We start from the raw sequence: 18,610 nt of genomic DNA, 5'->3' as shown, positions 1-18,610 counted from the left end.
GGGCTGTTCGCGGGGAGCGTCCCGCGCAGTGAAAGGGGCGCCGCCAGGGTGCCCGTTGACACTGTACATCGAATTGATTTATGTTCCGATGGCCGCGGCACCGATGCCGCCCATGACCCGAGAGGCTCAGCCCGTGATCCGACACCGACGTCGACCGTTCTCCGCACGACTGACCACCATCACCGCCACCACGCTGCTCGTCGGCGCGCTCGCCGCCTGCAGCGGCCCGGTCGGCGGCGCCTCCGGGGGTGCCGCCGAGGGCGACCCCGACGCCCTGACCATGTGGACCTTCAAGCAGTCCCACGTCGAGCCGCTGCGCAACGCCGCCGAGACGTTCGAGAAGAAGACGGGTATCTCCGTCGACGTCCAGGCCTACACGCCGGACGACGCCTTCATCACCAAGGTGCAGGCTGCCGCCCAGACCGGCGACCTGCCCGACGTGCTGGAGGTGCACACCCACGGCGACGACTTCACGTTCGGCGCCGCCGGCCTGCTGGAGGACCTGTCCGACGACGTCGACGAGGAGTGGACCTCGCGGTTCCTGCCCGCCGTGGCGAACGACGGCACGGTCACCGACGCCTACTACGAGCAGTCCCTCGCGGAGGGGTCCAAGACCGCAGGCGTCGAGAAGGGCCAGCGCTACTCCGTACCGCTGACCATCGGCACGTTCGGCATCGTCTACGCGAACAAGGAGCGGCTGGAGGAGGCCGGGATCACCGAGGCGCCCACCACCTGGGAGGAGTTCATCGCGGCGCTGGAGGCCGTGCACGAGGTGCGTCCCGACGACGGCGGCGTGAGCATCGGCTTCCAGTCCTCCACCACGGGCCTCGAGTGGCTCATGCAGCCCATGGCCTACGGCCAGCTCGGCAAGGAGGACTTCGGCGCGCTGTTCGGTCAGGACCCGGCCAAGAACTTCGCGTCGGACAACGGCACGAAGGTGCTGGAGGCCTACAGCCAGGTCCAGCCCTACTGGATGCCCGGCACGCAGTCCCTCACGATCGACGACGCCGACATCGCCTTCGCCCAGGGCAGGTCGTCGTTCGACATCGGTGGCACGTTCACCCTCGCGTTCCTCGACCAGAACGGGATGGACCCGGAGAACATCATGACGTTCCCCGTGCCGGCCCCCGAGGACGGTGCGATCGACGACCTGGAGCTCGCGCCGTTCGGCCTCACCGGGATCTCGGTCTCGGCCTCCTCGGGCAACAAGGACGGCGCCCTGCAGTGGGTCGAGTACCTCTCGGAGACCGACGTGGCCGCGACGTTCGCCCAAGACGCGTTGGACGTCCCGCCGGTGGACCTGGGTGAGGACCCGACCACGACGGTCGGGCCGGTGCTGGGCGCGATGATCGGTGCGTTCGGCGAGGGGAAGAACGCGTACAACCCCGGTGACACGTCCTACCGCCCCGCAGCCTACGACGCCGCGCAGGTGGGCGACGCCGTCATGGAGCTGACGCCGCTGGAGACCAAGGACGTCACCATGGTGAGCGAGGACGTCGCGACGCTCGTCGACACCTTCTGGTCCCAGTCGAAGTGACCGCGCCGACCCTGATCGCCACCGCCGCCCCCACGGGGGACGGCGGTGGCGGCCGGCGGGGCCGCCGCCGGCACCCTGTGCACTACCGCGGCCAGGAGGTCGCCTGGGGTTACGTCTTCATCGCCCCGGCCCTCCTGCTCTTCCTCGTCATGGGCGTCTACACGCTCTTCTTCAGCGCCCAGCTGTCGTTCGTCCGCTGGAACGGCCTGACCCCGATGTGGGAGTGGGTGGGGCTGAAGAACTACGCCGACCTGCTGTGGGCCAGCCCGGTGTACGCACCGGTCGTCCACCGGGCCGCGCTCAACACGCTCGGCGTGATGGTCGCCGTACCGCTGCTCACCGTGCTGGTCTCGTTCCCGCTCGCGGTGGTGCTCAACCAGGCCCGCCGGTTCGCCGGCCTGCTGCGGTCCGTGTACTTCGTGCCGTACGTGACGGCGGGCATCGCGGTGTACATGGCCTGGCAGTACGTGCTCGAACCGAACGGCGCGGTCAACCTGCTGCTGCGCTCCCTCGGCCTGGGCAGCCTCGAGCAGCCGCAGGGCTGGCTCGGCAACCCGGCAACGGCCATGCCCACCCTGGTGGTCATCATGGTCTGGTCGGGTGTGCCCGTCGCGATGCTCCTGTACCTGACGGGCTTGCAGGCCATCGACACCTCGCTCCTGGAGGCCGCCCAGCTCGACGGCGCCGGCTGGTGGCGCACCAACCTGTCGGTGGTGTGGCCGCTCCTGGCCGGGACCACCGCGGTGATCACCCTGCTCAACGTGCGCGAGGCGCTCCAGGGCTTCCAGATCTTCCTCATCATGACCAACGGCGGCCCCGCCGGGCGCACCAACGTGCTCGGGCTGGAGACGTACGACCTGGCCTTCCAGCAGGAGCTCGCGCCCACGCTCGGCCTCGCCAGCGCCCTGGGCTGGCTGCTGTTCTTCGTCGCGCTCGCGGTCGCGATCGTCAACCAGCGCGTCGCGAGGGAGAAGCCATGACCACCGTCACCGCACCCGCCGCCGGGGCGGCGGCCACCCGTACGACGGCGCCCCGCCACCGTCGCGCCCCCGCGAAGGTGGTCCTGGCCCGGTCGGTCGTGGGCGTGCTGCTCGCCGGGTACGCCGTGGTGAGCCTGTACCCCTTCCTCTGGATGGTCTCTGCCGCCTTCAAGACGCAGGAGGAGGTCATCCGGGGCGGGCACCTGATCCCGCGCGACCCCACCTTCGCGACCATCCTCGACACGTGGGCGCAGCTGCACTTCTTCGACTACTTCCTCAACAGCCTCAAGGTCACCGCGCTCACGACGCTCGGGGTGGTCGTGGTCTACTCGGCTGCCTCGTACGCGTTCGCGGTGCTCCGGTTCCCCGGCAGGCAGGCGTTCTTCCGGCTCTTCCTGGTGCTGCTCTTCGTCCCCGGCGTGGTCACGCTGCTGCCGATCGTCCTGCTGGAGAACCAGATGGGCATCCTCGGCACGCACCTGGGACTGATCCTGCCGTTCGTCAACGGCACGGCGCCGCTGTCGATCCTGCTGCTCACCAACTCGTTCCGGTCCGTGCCGGACGAGCTGCGCGACGCCGCCCGGGTCGACGGCGCGGGCGAGCTGCGGATCTTCACGCGCATCTACCTGCCGCTCGCGCGGCCCGCGCTCATCACGATCGCACTGCTCACCGCGATCCCGACGTGGAACGAGTACCTGCTCTCCCGGGTCTCGCTCAACGACCCCGCCATGTTCACGCTGCCCATCGCGCTGCAACAGCTCCAGTCCTCGAACGTCGTCCAGTACAACCAGCTCATGGCCGGCGCCCTGATCGTGGTGATCCCCGTGATCATCCTGTTCCTCGCCACCCAGCGGTACTTCGTCAACGGGCTCGCCGGAGCGGTCAAGGGATGACCCACCACCCGCCGGCCGCGGCCGCCGAACAGATCGGAACCCACAGCTACATGAACCACACCTCACCCGCCGCCACACCGCCCGCCGTGACCCTGTCACCCGTCGTCGCCGCGCCCACGGCCGTCGCCGCTGCGCTCCACCCCGGCGACACCGTGCTGGTCACGGGCGCAGCGGGCGGCATCGGCCGGGTGGTGGTGCCGGCGCTCGCCGACGCCGGCTACCGCGTCGTGGCGACCGACCGCGCGCCGTTCGACGCGCCAGCCGCCGACGCGGTGCTCGTGGGCGACTCGCGGGACCCCGCGTTCGTCGGGTCGGCGCTGCGGGCCGGCGGCGGGCCGGGGGCCTCGGCGGTCGACGGCGTCGTGCACCTCGCGGCGATCGCCTCGCCCGGCCAGGTGCCCGACGACCAGACGTTCACGCAGAACGTGCAGGGTACGTTCTGCGTGCTCGACGGAGCGGGCCGCGCGGGCGTGCGGGTGGCCGTGGCGGCGTCGTCGTTCTCCGCGTACGGCTACCCCTGGGCCGGGCGGCACCTGTCGCCCGCGTACGTGCCCATCGACGAGGCGCAGGATCCCGTCGCCGTCGATGCCTACGCGCTGTCCAAGCTGGCGGGTGAGCAGGTCGGCGCCTACACCACACGCCGGTACGGCATGCCGGCCACGCTGCTGCGCCTGCCGTTCGTCGGCACGGGGGACCGGCTGCGCGAGGCGGTCGACCGTACGCACCGCGACCCCGCCGCGAGCAGGCAGGAGCTGTGGACCTGGCTCGACACCCGCGACGCCGCGGGCGTGGTGCGGGCAGTGCTCGGATCCGGGGTGACCGGGTACCACGTGGTCAACGTCGCGGCGCCCGACACCACCAGCGACGTCCCGACCGCGGAGCTGCTGGCGCGGTACCACCCGGCGTCGCGCGTCACGCGCCCGCTGGAGGCGTTCGCGTCCGTCATCGACACGACCGCCGTACGCGAGCTGTTCGGGTTCGATCCCGTCCACTCGTGGCGCACGGGCGACGCGCTCGACCCGTCCGTCACGGCGCTCGCCGAGGGGGTGCGCGCCTGACACGGCGCCCCCCGGTACGTCCCAGCTCCTGGCGGCCCTGCCCGGCCGGGAGAGTTCCAGCCAGTCCGATCACGTCAGTCCGAACAAAGGTGTTGAGGATGAACATGAACGCACGAAGAAGCCGGGTGGTCGCGACCGCCGCGGCCGTCGCGATCGCGGCGGCGGGGTTCGTCGCCCCGGCCGCCGCCGGCCCGCTGGTCGACGTCGACCGGTACCCGGCCGGCGTCGGCGCCGACCTGTCGGCGACCCCGCGCACCCACGGCATCGCCGTGGCCACCGCACCCACCGCGGGCGGGCAGGTGACGGGCGAGCACGCCGCACGCGGGTACTGGCGCACCGACGCCGCGGCGGGGGCCGAACGACTCGCCCTCGACCTCGCCGACGAGTACGTCGGGCGGCTCGACGGCACGTCCGGCTACCTCGTCGTGGACCACCGTACGGGGGAGGCCGTGGTCGCGACCGGCTCCGGGGAGCCGCTGACGGCGGGCGACCCCGAGGCCGACGCCGACGAGGACGGCTGGACGACCACCGTCGTCGTGCTGCCCGCAGGGACGCTCGACGCCGGCACGTCTCCCGAGGTCGAGCTCGCCGGCGACGGCGGCGAGCTGACCGTCGCCGCCGTGCGCGTGGTGGCCCAGGGCACCAGCGCGGACCTCGGCCCGGCCGTGGCCGAGCGCGGTATCGCCGTACGAGCCGGCGACGACACCGCGGGCCTGGCGACCGGCACGGCGGACGGCCGCGGCTACTGGCAGACCGGCCGGGAGCAGGGCACGAACTTCGTCTACGCCAACGTCTCCGACGGCTACGCCCGCGACGTCCGCGACCGCGTGCTGGTCGACGCGACCGTCCAGGAGGGCGGCGGCTCGATGTTCCTTCAGTACGACTCGCCGGGCGACACCATCCCGGATATGTTCCGGCCGTCCGCCCGCCACGACCTGACCGACGACGGCACGTGGCGCTCGCGGTCGTGGCTGCTGGAGGACGCGATCCTGACCAACCGGTCCAACGGCTCCGACTTCCGGCTCTCCGTCGAGGGCTCGACGCGCGACGTCCGGATCGACTCGCTCGCCGTGACGGTCGTGCCCCGCGCGGTGGACCCCGCCGTCGGGCTGCGCAAGCTCGTCGAGCAGGCCGACGTGGCGCACTACGCCGCCCGCGAGGGCGAGCGCGACGGGCAGTTCCCCGTCGGGTCCAGGGCCGAGCTGCGTGCCGCGATCGAGGCCGCGCAGACGGTGCTGGACGACCCGGAGGCCTCCGGGCCGCAGCTCGACGCCGCGACGGACACCCTGCAGCAGGCCCTGGAGGAGTTCCTGGCGGCCGAGCGGACCACCGACCTCGCCCGCGGCGCGACCGCCACCGCGAGCTCGACCAGCGCGGGCACACCCGGCGCGGTCACCGACGGGACCGGCTCGGCGTGGTTCTCCGGCCGGGACGAGGAGTCGGCCTGGGTCCAGGTGGACCTGGGCGAGCCCACCCGGTTCGACGACGTCGTGGTCGACTGGACCGCCGACTACGCGCACGTCTACCGCATCCAGGTGTCGGACGACGGCACCGAGTTCCGCACCGTGGCGACCGCCGGATCGCTCGGCGCCACCCCCGTGCGCACCCGGTTCTCGGAGACCACCGCGCGCTACGTGCGCCTCGCCCTGGACGAGCGTGCCGCGCAGCGGGGCGCCTTCGGGCTGACGGCGCTCGAGGTGCGCGACGCGCGGCTCGTGGACCTGGCGTCGCGGGTGGTCGAGACGGTGTTCCCGACCGACGACGTCGTGGTCGCCGACCTCGACGCCACGGACTTCGGCGCGGACGCCACGGGGGAGCAGGACTCGACCGCCGCGATCCAGGAGGCGCTCGCGACCTGCCGCGACGCCGGGGGCGGCACGGTGTGGCTGCCGGCCGGGACCTACCGCGTGAGCGATACCCTGGAGGTCTTCGCCTACTGCACGCTGCGCGGCGACCACCGCGACCTGGACGAGCAGCCGCTCGGTGACCCGGACGCACCGGCCGGGCTCGGCACGGTGCTGGAGGCGCGCCTGCCGTCCGGCGACGACGGCCCGGCGCTGCTGCGCGTGGGCGGTTCGGCGGGCGTCGTCGGCCTGACGACCTACTACCCGGAGCAGGACGCCGCCGACCCCGTGCCCTTCGGCTGGACCGTCGAGGTACCCGGCCTGGCGTGGATCGGCAACGAGAACTACATGCTCAGCACGGTCCAGGACGTCACCCTCCTGAACTCCTACCGCGGCATCGGCATCTCCACCATGCGCAACGACCGCGGCGAGGGCCCCGGCGCGCAGGGGCACGAGCTGGCGAACGTCCGCAACGTGTCCGGCACCGTGCTGCGCGAGGGCGCCGCCGGGTACAACGGCGCCGACGTGGGCGTCTGGGAGGACGTGCGCTTCGACAACGGCTACTGGGCCGGGGCAGGCGCCGCGTACGGCGCTCCGGACCGGGCGGTGCTCGACGCCTGGACGCGTGCGCACGGCACGGGCTTCGTGCTCGCCGACCTGGAGTGGGACCAGTTCGTCGGCCTGCACGCCGCCGACTACGCCGTGGGGATCCGGATGGTCAAGGGTCCGCGCGCGTCGTTCACGGGCGTGTTCGTCGACGCCGAGATCAGGGACACCGACGTCGCCGTGCTGGTCGAGAACTCCGACCAGCGGTGGGGTTCGGCCTTCGCGTCCAGCGTCCTGGAGGGGTCCGAGGCGGCCGTCCGCAATACCTCGGCGGGTTACGTCAAGCTCACGGACACCACCGTCAGCGGCGCCCTCGAGGGGACGGTGCACACGCTGGAGGGGCCTGGTCAGGTGCCTGAGCCGGGGGAGACCCGGACCGCCCCGAAGCCCGACGGGCGCCTCTTCGACGTCACGGCGGCGCCCTACGACGTGCCGCGCACGCCGAAGCAGCTCTCCGACGCCGACGCGACCGCCGGGATCCAGGCGGCGCTCGACGACGCAGGGGAGGCCGGTGGCGGCGTCGTGTACCTGCCCGCCGGCTGGTACACGGTGCGCGGGCACCTGTCGGTGCCGGCCGGGGTCGAGCTGCGCGGCGCGTCGGCGGTGCCGAACCGCACGTCGCTCGTGGAGTCGTCGGGAACGGTGCTGATGGCCTACGCGGGCCGGCAGGACGGCACCGACCAGGCGGCGGTCGAGGCGGCCGCCGCGGCGCCCGCCGTCGTGACGCTCGCCGGGCAGGACGCGGGCGTGCGGGGTCTGCGGGTGCTGCACCCGGAGAACAACCCGGCGTCGCCCGACGGCGCCGTGCCCTACCCGTTCGCCGTGCGCGGCGACGCCCCGGGTGTCTACGCGGAGAACGTCGGCCTCGACAACGCCTGGAACGCGGTGGACCTCACCGCCCGGGCCGACGGGTTCCTGGTGCGGCGGGTGCTCGGCATCTTCCTCGACCAGGGCGTGCGCGTGGGCGCGGCGTCCGACGGCGTCGTGGACGGCGTGCTGTCCAACGGCAACGTCATGACCCGCAACGCGTACGGGCTGCCCGGCTGGGTCGAGGAGGCCAACCTCTTCGCCCAGGTCATCGACGGGATCAGCCGCGAGCGCGAGGTGCTGGTCCACGCCGTGGGCGCCCAGGACCTCGAGGTGCGCAACACGTTCGCCTACGGTTCCCACGACGGGATCGTCGCGCGCGACGGCGCGACGGTGACGGCGTTCAACCTGGGCACCGACAACCTCGGGCCCGGCGGGCACACGGTGGACGCCGACGCGTCCAGCGCCGTCCGGGTGGTCAACCTCATGCGCTACAACGGCACCACCAGCCGGGGCCCGGTCACGATCGTCAACCCGATGGCGATCACCATGGCCACCTCCGCGCTCACCGTCACGGCCGACGGCGCCGGGACCGCCCGCGTCGAGGGCAACGAGAGCGAACCTGGCCGCTACGAGACCGGCAGCACCGTGACCGTTGTCGCCGAACCGGCGGCCGGGTCGCGGTTCGCCGGGTGGCGCGACGGCGCGGGCGAGACCGTCTCGTCCGCGGACCGGTACACGTTCGCGCTCACGGCCGACACGGAGCTGATCGCGACCTTCGAGCCCGCGCCCGAGGCCTGGGTCGAGGCCACGGCGGTGAGCAGGTGCACCGGCAAGCGGGCCCAGGTGGTGGCGCACCTGCGCAATGTGGGGGACCGGCCGCTCGCCGTGCGGCTGTCGTCGCCGTTCGGGCAGCGTCAGGTCGACGAGCTGCGCCCGGGCAGGGACGTCCGCCGGCCGTTCCCCGCCCACGCACGCGTCATCGCAGCGGGCGACGTCGAGCTGACGGTCACCGACGCGGACGGCGCGACGGGCGTCGTCGGCGTGCCGTACCGCGCGGTGGACTGCCGCTGAGGCACCCGGCCGGGGGCGCACCCACGTCCCCGGCCGGACCACGGGCCCGCGGTGCGGGCCTCGTCCCGAACGAGAGAGGAACCGAGCACATGTCGGCAGCTGGGGGGCATCCCGAGCCAGTGACCGTCCGGGGGGCGAGCCGTGCCGAAGTGGCTCGCCGGGTGGGTTCGCTGGCGCAGGTGGCGCGCGTCGAGCAGCTCGTCGAGTCGGACGGCCCGGCCCGGGGCGCCCGCCGGCTGCGGCTCGTGACGGGCGGCGGGCTCGAGCTCGACGTGCTGCCCGACCGGGCCCTCGACCTGGGCCGGCTCACGGTGCACGGGGTGCCGCTCGCCTGGGTGGCGCCCGGCGGCTTCACCGCGCCGGGCCTGTACCGGCCCGACGACTTCGGCACGTCGTTCGGCGGCGGCCTGCTCGTCACGTGCGGCCTCGACCACGTGGGCTCGCCGGTCGTCGACGGCGGACGGCGGTTCCCGCAGCACGGCCGCCTCACCGCGGTGCCCGCGAGCGTCGAGCGGGCGGCCGTCGTCGGCGACGAGCTGGTCGTGGAGGGCGTGGTGCGCCAGGCGACCCTGCACGAGGAGCACCTGGTGCTCCGCCGCCGGATCCGGGCGGGCCTGGGGTCGACGTCGGTCACGGTCGAGGACACGGTGACCAACGAGGGCTGGCGCCCCGAGCCGCACCTGCTGCTCTACCACGCCAACCTGGGGTGGCCGCTCGTGTCCGAGGCCGCCGAGGTCGACGTCTCGTCGTCGCGGGTCGAGCCGGACGGCCCCGACGCGGTCGGGGACGACTGGCGCCGGGTCACCGCACCCGAGGCCGGCTACCGCCAGCGCGTGCACCGGCACGACCTCGCACCCGGGACAGGGCGTGCCACCGTGACCAACCCCGAGCTCGGCCTGCGGCTGACCGTCACGTTCCCCACCGCGACGCTGCCCGTGCTCTACCAGTGGAAGATGTTTGCCCCCGGCCAGAACGTCCTGGGGCTCGAACCCGCGAACGCGCCCGCGATCCAGGGGCGGGCGACCGCGCGGGAGGCGGGCACCCTGCCGGTCCTGGCGCCGGGGGAGTCCGTCTCGTACGGGCTGCGGTTCGACGTCGACCGGCTCCCCGGCCCGCCCGCGACCCCGCACCCCGCCGGAGGGAGGTCCAGCATCGTTCCGCCGCACCACGCGTGATCGCCGTACCCGGGCACGACGACGACGTCGCGCCCGTCCTCTCGACGAACGGATGACCTCATGACCATCTCCCGACGTTCCTTCCTCAGTCTCTCCGCGGCGGTCGCGGCCACGGCCGCCGCACCCGGCGCGGCATCGGCGCTCGCCTCGGCCGCGCCCGGCACCGCGGGGGCCGCCGCCGCGAGCCCGCCCTGCGACGTCGTCGGCAAGATCACCGCCGGCTACCAGGGCTGGTTCGCCTGCCGGGGCGACGGCGCCCCCATCAACCTGTGGTGGCACTGGGCCCGGCAGGCCGACCAGGCGCCCTCGATCTCCAACTCCGCGATCAAGTCGTGGCCCGACGTGCGCGAGTACGCGGCCACGTACCAGACCGGGTTTCCCGCCCTGAACGACGGGCGCGCCGCGCGCCTGTTCTCCTCGTACGACCAGCAGACCGTCGACGTGCACCTGCGCTGGATGGCCGAGAACGGGATCCACACGGCCGCGCTGCAGCGGTTCAACCCGTTCGGCGCCGAGGGCCCGACGCGCGACGCGGTGGCGGGCCGCGTCCGCTCGGCCGCCGAGCGGACCGGCGTGAAGTACTACGTCATGTACGACGTGAGCGACTGGCACGAGATGCGCTCGCAGATCACGCAGGACTGGGCGACCAAGATGTCGGCCCACACCGGCTCGTCGGCGTACGCCCGGCAGAACGGCAAGCCCGTGGTCGGCATCTGGGGCTTCGGCTTCGACGACCCGCAGCGGCCGTTCTCGCCGCAGGAGTGCCAGGAGGTCGTCGACTGGTTCAAGGGCCAGGGCTGCTACGTCATGGGCGGCGTGCCCACCTGGTGGCGTACCGAGGGCGACGACTCCCGGGACGGGTTCGCGGGCGTGTACCGCTCCTTCGACATGATCTCGCCGTGGCTCGTGGGCAGGATCGGCAACGTCGCCGGTGCCGACGACTTCTACGGCCGCGCCACCGTGCCGGACCTGGCCGAGTGCACCCGCCTCGGGATCGACTACCAGCCCTGCGTGCTGCCGGGCGACCTGCAGGAGCGGCAGCGGGCGCACGGCGACTTCATGTGGCGCCAGTTCTACAACCACGCCCGCGCCGGGGTGGCGAGCGCCTACATCTCGATGTTCGACGAGTACAACGAGGGCAACCAGATCGCCAAGACCGCGGCGACGGCCGGTGACGTGCCGGCGGGCTCGGGCATCTGGGCGCTCGACGAGGACGGCACGGCGTGCTCGTCGGACTACTACCTGCGGCTGACGAACGACGGGGGCCGGATGCTGCGCGGCGAGCTTCCCGTCACCGCGTCACGGCCTACGCGCCCTCAGCCCTGACCAGGCTCAACCCGACCGGGCCACCAGCCTGTCCCGGTCCGTGAGTACTCGCCATGAGCGACGGCGCGGCCGGCGGGATGAACCCGCCGACCGCGCCGTGTTCGTGTGCTCGCGTCGCTACGCGTCCTCACCCTCCGTGAACAGCCGGGGGAGGAAGTCGATGAGCGACTTCTGCCAGACGTCCCAGCTGTGCGGCCCCGGGACGATGGGCGCGAACTCGTGGTTCACCCCGCGGCTCTCCATGGCGGCGATCAGCTGCAGCGTCGCGCCGTAGGTGAAGTCCTGCACGTCACCGGAGTACACGCGGAGCAGCTTGGTGCCCTCGTTGATGGCCTCGACGTCGGCGGTGGCCGGCGGCGCACCGAACGCCGACATGGCACCGATGTAGCCGAACTCGCCCGGGTGCGCCCAGAGCGTGCTGAGCGTGTGGCCCGAGCCCATCGAGAGGCCCGCAAGAGCGCGCTGGTCGCCCTCGGAGCTGATGTTGAACTGCTCCTCGGCGGCCGGCACGATGCGCGTCGTGACCTCCGTGGGGAAGTCGACGCCGTTGCCGTTGGCCATGACGACCACCATCGGCACGATGTTGCCCCGCAGGTAGTGGTTGTCCAGGATGCGCTGGACGTAGCCCACCTCTACCCAGTCGGTCCACGTCTGCCCGCCACCGTGCTGCAGGTAGAAGACCGGGTACTCCTCGGCGCGGTCCGCGTCGTAGCCCGGGGGCGTCCACACGTACGCCGAGCGCTGCGTGCCGCCGCCCGCGGTGCTCGGGTAGCTCATGACGCTGACCTCGCCGCGTGCCTCGGCCGGCACCTGGGCGGTGTACTGAGCGCGGATCGTGTCGCCCTCGGCGGTGAAGGTGCTCCACGTCGGCTCCGAGGACACCTTCGTGGGGTTCCCGGCGTCCTTGTGGTCCACGCCGTCGACCACGAACTTGTAGTAGTAGGAGCCGCCCTCGACGGCCAGCGAGAGCCGCCACGAACCGTCGTCCTGCTGGACCATGTGGGTGCGCGGCCAGCTTCCGGCCGGGCCGAAGTTGCCCCAGACGGTGATGTTGTTCGCGTCGGCGAACTCGGTGCCGAGCTCGAAGGTGACGACGCCGTTCTCGTCGACCCACGGCGTCGGCGTCGTGCCCGGCGCCGGCAGCTCGTGCTTCACGAATGGCAGGTGGCCCTCGCTCGGGCCCTCGTCGTCGACCTCCTGGAAGAGACGCCCGGCGAAGTCGTGCAGGTTCTTCTGCCACGTGTCCCACGTGCCGCCGGTCTCAGGGTCCGAACCGTCCGACTGGAACTCCACGCCGGCCCTCGTGAGTCTGTCGGCCAGTGCGACCGTGTCGTTGTACGCGGGGTCGGTGACGTTGCCCGCGTACACGCGGACGACGTCGGTCGAGTGGTTGATCTGCTTGGCTTTGCCCCGCGAGATCGCCTTGTCGTAGCCGGCCGAGAACGAGCCAACGTTGGCGAACTCTCGCGGCTTGTCCACCACGGCGCTCAGGGCCGCCTCCCCACCGCGGCCGATTCCGGCGATCGCTCGGTCCGACCCCTTGTCGGAGACGTTGAACGCACGCTCGACGGCGGGCAGCAGCTCCTTCGTCACGCCGGCGGGGCCCGGTGTGCCGGCGTCGCCCATGACGACCACCATCGGCTCGGCGTCGCCGTCGAGCGTGAGGTTGTCCATGATCTGGCCGAGCCGGCCCAGCTCCACCCACTCGCGGTAGCTCTGCCCCTCGTCCTGCAGCAGGTACAGCACGGGGTACTCCTTCCTGCGGTCCGCGTCGTAGCCCGGGGGCGTCCAGACGAGCGCCTCCTTGTCGCGCGTCCGCCCGTACTCGAGCGTCTCGAGCTCGCCGCCGCCGTCCACGTCGTCGAGCCACTCCGCGCCCGGTCCGGGGACGAACATGGTGCTGTAGGTGGGCTTCGACGTCACCTCCTGGGGCGCGTCGGGGTTGCGGAAGGCGACCGCGTCCTGGTCCGCGGCGGGGCGCGCGGCGTACTGGTAGTAGTACAGGCCGGGCTCGAGGGGGCCGAGCGTGGCGGTCAGGTTCGACCCGCTGGCTCCCATGTTGAGGTCGGTCCACGCCTTGCCCGGGCCGAAGTTCCCCTGCACCGCGACGGGGCCTTCCCCGATGCCGGTCGCCTCGGTCACCGCCGCGCGGGGGACCGTGAAGCGGTAGACGTCCGAGATCGGGTTGTTCGGCACCTCGCTCACCCACGGGTCGGCGCTCACCGCCTGTGCGGCGGCGGACGGCGCGGCGAGCAGCGCCCCCGCCACCACCGCGGTCGCGGCGGCGGCCGCGAGCGTCTGTCGTCCTCGTCGGGCCGGGTGGGCGGGTCTTGGCTGAGATTCCATCGTCATTGACTTGCCTCTCGTTCGAAATCGATATCGGCACACGAGGAACGGCTCCACGCCGTGCCTCGCGCATGACCGGCACCCGTGCGGGTACCGCTGTCACGTAGGTGGGGTCAGACGCGTTCCAGGCGGAGCATCGACCACGACACGGGCGGCAGGTCCACGTGGGCGTGGTCGTCGGCGACCTTCGCGGACGTGTTGGAGCGCGGCAGCACCGAGGTCGCGTCCTCGGCCGTGGCCGACCAGGTGTGGTCGGGGTTGGAGAGGGTGACCGCGTCCGCCACCCGGAGCCCCGGGAAGCCGCGCAGGTCCACCCCGAGCGCCACGTCGTCGGTGAGCGACCGGTTCACCGCGAACACCACGACGCCACCCGTCTCGGGGTCGTGCGTGGCGACGGCGTCGATCACCGGGACCGGGCCGAACTTGGCCGTCTCCTGCACGGGCGCGTCCACCGAGAGGCGCAGCACCTCGCCGGCGGCGTGCCCGGCGGTGAGCGCGAAGGGGTGGAACGTCGTCTGCCGCCAGGACCGCCCGCCCGGCTCGGTCATGATCGGTGCGATGACGTTGACGAGCTGCGCGAGCGAGGCCGCGTGCACGCGGTCGGTGTGGCGCAGCAGCGAGATGAGCAGGTTGCCGACCACGACGGCGTCGGCCACGTTGTAGCGGTCCTCCAGCAGCACCGGGGCCACGGGCCAGTCGTCGCCCGACGGCGGCCGCGACTCGGCGCGCTTCTGGTACCAGACGTTCCACTCGTCGAACGAGACGTGGATCCGCTTGGTGTGCTTCCCCGCCGCGCGTACGGCGTCCGCCGTGGCGGCCACCGAGTCGACGAAGTGGTCCATGTTCACCGCGGAGGCGAGGAACGACGCGAGGTCGCCCTCCTCCTCCCAGTAGTAGGCGTGCGCCGAGATGTGGTCCACGTGCTCGTACGCCTCGGTCAGGACCGTGTGCTCCCACTCCCCGAACGTGGGCATCTGGGACCCCGACGAGCCGCACGCGACGAGCTCGATGTCCGGGTCGATCATCCGCATGGCGCGAGCGGTCTCGGCCGCGAGCCGCCCGTACTCGTGCGCGGTCTTGTGGCCGATCTGCCACGGGCCGTCCATCTCGTTGCCCAGGCACCACATCTTGATGCGGTACGGCTCCTCCGCGCCGTTCGCCCGGCGAAGGTCGCTCCATCTCGTGCCGCCGGGCACGTTGCAGTACTCGAGCAGGTCGAGGGCCTCCTGCACGCCGCGCGTGCCGAGGTTGACGGCCATCATGGGCTCGACGCCGGTCCGGGCGCACCAGCGCATGAACTCGTCCACGCCCACGAGGTTCGGGTCGGTCGAGTGCCACGCGAGGTCCAGCCGGCGGGGGCGCTGCTCGACCGGGCCGATGCCGTCCTCCCAGCGGTATCCCGAGACGAAGTTGCCGCCGGGGTAGCGCACCGTCGAGACGCCGAGCTCGCGCGTGAGCTCGACGACGTCGCCCCGGAAGCCGTCGGCGTCGGCGGTCGGGTGGTCGGGGTCGTGCAGACCCGTGTACACGCTGCGGCCCAGGTGCTCGACGAACGAGCCGAACGTACGGGGGCGCACCGGTCCGACGACGAACGCCGGGTCGATGGTGACGGAAGCGGACAGCATGAGCGATGTACTCCTCGATGGTTCGTGCGGCGGTCGGTTCGTGGGGTAGCCGTGCGGGCACGGCGCACGCAGGCGGGGCGGCCGCCGTGGCAGTGGATGCCGCGACCGCCCCGCCTGTGCGTTCAGTGGGTCAGGCTCAGTGGGTCAGGGCCTTACTGCCCCAGCTGGTTCTGCAGGTCGGCCTGCGTCTGGTCCAGGGCCTCCTGGGCCGACGTGCCGTTCTCGTAGATCTCGTTGAGGGTGACCGTGCGGAACGTGTCGTCGACCGTGGGCCAGTTCGGGTCGCTGAACGACTGGAAGTGCCCGATGCCGTCCTTGACCTCGTTGAGCACGTCGAACAGGTTGGTCTGGAAGTACTTGTTGAACTTGTTCTCCGGGTTCTTGGTGACTTCCTCGTCCTCCCAGACCGCCATGTTCACGGGGTCGAAGCCGAGCACCTCCCAGACGGCGACGTTCGCCTCGGGGGAGAGCTTGGCGAACGCCAGCCACTCGGCGGCCAGGTCCTTGTTCGGCGAGACGGCGGGGACCGCCGCCCCGGTGCCGCCACCACCGATGGTCTGCACGACGGCGTCGTCCGTGACCGGTGCCGGAGCGATGGCCACCTTGCCGGCGAGGTCGGGCATGTAGTCGACGAACCGGGACGTGTACCAGGCCGGGTAGACGATCGCGGCGTAGTCGCCGTCGTTGATGGCGCCGTACGCCTCCTCGGAGTCGGGGCTCCCGCCGGGGATCGTGGAGATCGCGCCGGCGTCCTGCATGTCCTTCATCATCGAGAGGGTCTCGACGACCTCGGGGCTGTTGACCTGCACGTTGCCGGCATCGTCGAAGAACTGCCCGCCGAGCTGCGCCGTGATGAGCGGCTCCAGGAACATGACGCTGGTGCTGGCGACGCCGAACGCCTTGCCGGTCTCCTCGTTGTACTTGACCCCGGCCTCCTTGAAGTCGTCCCAGGTCTTGATGGTCGTGTAGTCGATGCCGGCGCCCTCGAGCGCCTCCGTGTTGTAGAACGTGGTGAACGCGCCCACGTGGGTCGGGAACCCGTAGATCGTGCCGTCCTTGCTGTACAGGTCGAGGCGCGCCTGGACGACGTCGTCCTTGTACGGGGCCGCGGCCTCGGTCAGGTCGAGCAGCGGGGGGTTCTCGCCCTTGACGAAGTTGGCGAACTTGTTGACCTCGATGTCGACGACGTCCGGCAGGCCCTCACCGGAGTTCACGGCGAGCTGCAGCTTGTTGTGCATGTCGTCGTAGGGGTAGACGGTGACCTCGAGCTGGATCTCCTTGTCGGGGTTGGCCTCGTTCCACTTCTCGGCCATCTCCTCGTAGTACGTCGCGTGCACGTCGGCGAACGTCCACATGTTCAGCGTGGTCGAACCGTCGGCGTTCTTCACGGGTGCTTCCGGCTGGCCGCCACCGCATGCGGTGAGCGCCGTCACCGCCAGTGCGGCGACCAGTGTGGACGCCATCGTCCTGAGCCTTGTCATGATTGCTCCGTTCATTTGTTCTGTCGGTCGTTCGGTCGAGGGAGGGTCAGCCTTTGACCGCTCCCGCGGTGATTCCTTCGATGAAGAACCGCTGGAATGCGAGGAAAAGAATGAGGATCGGGATCAGCGAGAAGAAGGCCCCGATGATGAGCAGCTCGTAGTTGTTGCCGTACGGCGTCAGCAGCGTGTTGAGGCCGATCGGGAGCGTGAACTTCTCGGGGCTGCGCAGCACCAGCAGCGGCCAGAGGAAGTTGTTCCAGCAGAGCATCCCGTTGAGGATCGCCATGGCGGCCATCGCCGGCTTGGTGATGGGCAGCACCAGGCGGAAGAAGATGCCGAACTCGCTGACGCCGTCCATCCGGCCGGCCTCGATGATCTCCTTCGGTATCCCCAGGAAGTACTGGCGGAAGAAGAAGATGGTCACCGCCGCGGCCAGGAAGGGGAGCGCGATCACCGTGTACGTGTCGGCCAGGCCCATGTCGTTGACCTGGACGTACAGGGGGAGCATGAGCATCTCGAACGGCACGGTCATGACGAGCAGGACCATGATGAACCACAGGGTCTTGGTCCGGAACTCATACATCGCGAAGCCGTAGGCCACGAACGAGCTCACCAGGAGCGTGCCCGCCACCTGCCCGACCGTCAGGAGCAGGGTGTTGGCGAACCAGCGGAAGTACGGCCCGGAGTCCGTGAACAGCAGGACGTAGTTGTCCAGGCTGAGCGAGCCGAGGTCGACGTCGAACGTCATGCCGCGCCGGATCACCTCGTTGCCGTCCTGGAACGTGCCCACGAAGATCGCCAGGAGCGGCACCAGGGAGATGAGCGCCATCACGATGAGGAAGGCGCTCTGGATCCAGGCCGCAGTGGACGGCGCGGAGGACCGGCGGGCGGGGGTCCGCCGACGCGTGTCCGTCGTCGGGCTGAGGGTGGTCGGCTGCACGGCCATCAGACGGCCTCCTTCTTGAAGGTGCCGCTGGCGACGAGGTAGGAGATGTTGATCGCCATGATCACGACGAGCAGCACCACGCCGACGGCGGAGGCGAAGCCGAGGTCGTTCTCCTCGATGCCCTTGCGGTAGAGGTAGCCCACGACCGTGAGGCCCTGGTTGTTGGGGGAGTTGTTGCCGGCGTAGAGCATGAAGCTCTCGAGGAACATCGAGAGGCCGCCGTAGACGCTGATCGTGACGACGTAGACGATGGTCGGCCGGATGTTCGGGATCGTGATGTGGATGAACTGGCGGAGCTTGCTCGCGCCGTCGATCGAGGCCGCCTCGTAGTACTCGGCCGGGATCGCCTGCATGCCGGCGAGGAAATACATCATGTTGACGCCGGTCCACCGCCACAGCGCGATGGCCAGAAGGGCCACCAGGCCGGTGACGTCGCCGCGCAGCCAGCGGACCGGGCCGAACCCGAAGAAGTCGGCGACCTGGTTCATGATCGCGGCGTCCGACTCCGCGAAGATGAGCCGGAAGACGATGCCGGCCACCACGACGGAGGTCAGCGCGGGCACGAACATCGAGGCCTTGAAGAACGCCTTGATGCGCGCGCTGCCGATGTTCGAGTTGATCAGTGCGGCCAGGGCCAGCGGGATCGGGATGAGGAGCACCAGGGTCAGCACCATGTAGCGCAGGCTGTTGAACAGCGCCTGCCAGAAGATGCGGTCCCGCCAGAGCCGGTCGTAGTTGTCGAGCCCGATGAACGTGGCCTGCCCGTAGAGCACCTCCTGGGTGCTCATCACGAACGACCGGCCCAGTGGAATGACCCAGAAGACGGCGAGGGTCACGAGGAACGGCAGGATGAACAGGTAGGGCGCGAGTTTCTTGGAGTACAGGAGCTGCTTCACGGCGTTCTGGATCCTC

At 71.2% G+C, this 18,610-nt stretch carries 12 protein-coding genes; 7 read left to right on the top strand and 5 right to left on the bottom strand.

The features are described 5' to 3' along the window. The first annotated feature begins 133 nt into the window (after positions 1 to 133). The 7 genes from ACFO6V_RS04940 (at position 134) to ACFO6V_RS04910 (ending at position 11,300) form a co-directional block, all read left to right on the top strand. Entirely contained in the window at positions 134 to 1,537 is a 1,404-nt protein-coding gene (locus ACFO6V_RS04940) for an ABC transporter substrate-binding protein (protein ID WP_377132842.1), read from the top strand. After that, positions 1,534 to 2,517, top strand: coding sequence for a carbohydrate ABC transporter permease (locus ACFO6V_RS04935; RefSeq protein ID WP_377132840.1), 984 nt, complete (start codon positions 1,534 to 1,536; stop codon positions 2,515 to 2,517). The genes ACFO6V_RS04940 and ACFO6V_RS04935 overlap by 4 nt, the downstream gene beginning before the upstream one ends. Next, a complete protein-coding gene (locus ACFO6V_RS04930) occupies positions 2,514 to 3,410 on the top strand; it encodes a carbohydrate ABC transporter permease (protein ID WP_377132838.1) in 897 nt (298 codons plus the stop codon). The genes ACFO6V_RS04935 and ACFO6V_RS04930 overlap by 4 nt, the downstream gene beginning before the upstream one ends. A 50-nt stretch (positions 3,411 to 3,460) precedes the next feature. Further along, positions 3,461 to 4,468: an NAD-dependent epimerase/dehydratase family protein gene (locus ACFO6V_RS04925; protein ID WP_377132836.1), complete on the top strand. Its 1,008-nt coding sequence runs from the start codon at positions 3,461 to 3,463 to the stop codon at positions 4,466 to 4,468. A gap of 104 nt (positions 4,469 to 4,572) precedes the next feature. Next, entirely contained in the window at positions 4,573 to 8,799 is a 4,227-nt protein-coding gene (locus ACFO6V_RS04920) for a glycosyl hydrolase family 28-related protein (protein WP_377132834.1), read from the top strand. A gap of 89 nt (positions 8,800 to 8,888) precedes the next feature. Continuing rightward, positions 8,889 to 9,974 (top strand): aldose 1-epimerase family protein, encoded by a 1,086-nt coding sequence (locus ACFO6V_RS04915; RefSeq protein WP_377132832.1) that lies wholly within the window; start codon positions 8,889 to 8,891, stop codon positions 9,972 to 9,974. A 60-nt stretch (positions 9,975 to 10,034) separates the two neighbouring features. Continuing rightward, positions 10,035 to 11,300, top strand: a complete 1,266-nt coding sequence (locus ACFO6V_RS04910) for a glycoside hydrolase family 99 protein (RefSeq protein ID WP_377132830.1) — start codon at positions 10,035 to 10,037, stop codon at positions 11,298 to 11,300. 117 nt (positions 11,301 to 11,417) lie between these two features. On the opposite strand, the gene ACFO6V_RS04905 is transcribed toward ACFO6V_RS04910, so the two are convergent. From ACFO6V_RS04905 to ACFO6V_RS04885, 5 genes are all read right to left on the bottom strand, one after another. Next, positions 11,418 to 13,652 (bottom strand): alpha/beta hydrolase-fold protein, encoded by a 2,235-nt coding sequence (locus tag ACFO6V_RS04905; RefSeq protein WP_377132828.1) that lies wholly within the window; start codon positions 13,650 to 13,652, stop codon positions 11,418 to 11,420. A 107-nt stretch (positions 13,653 to 13,759) separates the two neighbouring features. Beyond that, on the bottom strand, positions 13,760 to 15,271 hold the full coding sequence (arfA, locus tag ACFO6V_RS04900) for an arabinosylfuranosidase ArfA (protein ID WP_377132826.1): 1,512 nt from the start codon (positions 15,269 to 15,271) through the stop codon (positions 13,760 to 13,762). A 152-nt stretch (positions 15,272 to 15,423) separates the two neighbouring features. After that, positions 15,424 to 16,734 carry an ABC transporter substrate-binding protein gene (locus ACFO6V_RS04895; protein ID WP_377132824.1) on the bottom strand — a complete coding sequence of 437 codons (1,311 nt, stop codon included), beginning with the start codon at positions 16,732 to 16,734 and terminating at the stop codon, positions 15,424 to 15,426. Between the two features lie 64 nt (positions 16,735 to 16,798). After that, on the bottom strand, positions 16,799 to 17,698 hold the full coding sequence (locus tag ACFO6V_RS04890; RefSeq protein WP_377132822.1) for a carbohydrate ABC transporter permease: 900 nt from the start codon (positions 17,696 to 17,698) through the stop codon (positions 16,799 to 16,801). Beyond that, positions 17,698 to 18,594 carry a carbohydrate ABC transporter permease gene (locus ACFO6V_RS04885; protein WP_377132820.1) on the bottom strand — a complete coding sequence of 299 codons (897 nt, stop codon included), beginning with the start codon at positions 18,592 to 18,594 and terminating at the stop codon, positions 17,698 to 17,700. Before ACFO6V_RS04885 ends, ACFO6V_RS04890 begins: the two co-directional genes overlap by 1 nt. Between the last annotated feature and the right edge of the window lie 16 nt (positions 18,595 to 18,610).

It is taken from the genome of Promicromonospora alba (genome assembly GCF_042654905.1).
Taxonomy (GTDB): domain Bacteria; phylum Actinomycetota; class Actinomycetes; order Actinomycetales; family Cellulomonadaceae; genus Promicromonospora; species Promicromonospora alba.
This window is presented reverse-complemented; position numbering and strand designations above follow the sequence as displayed.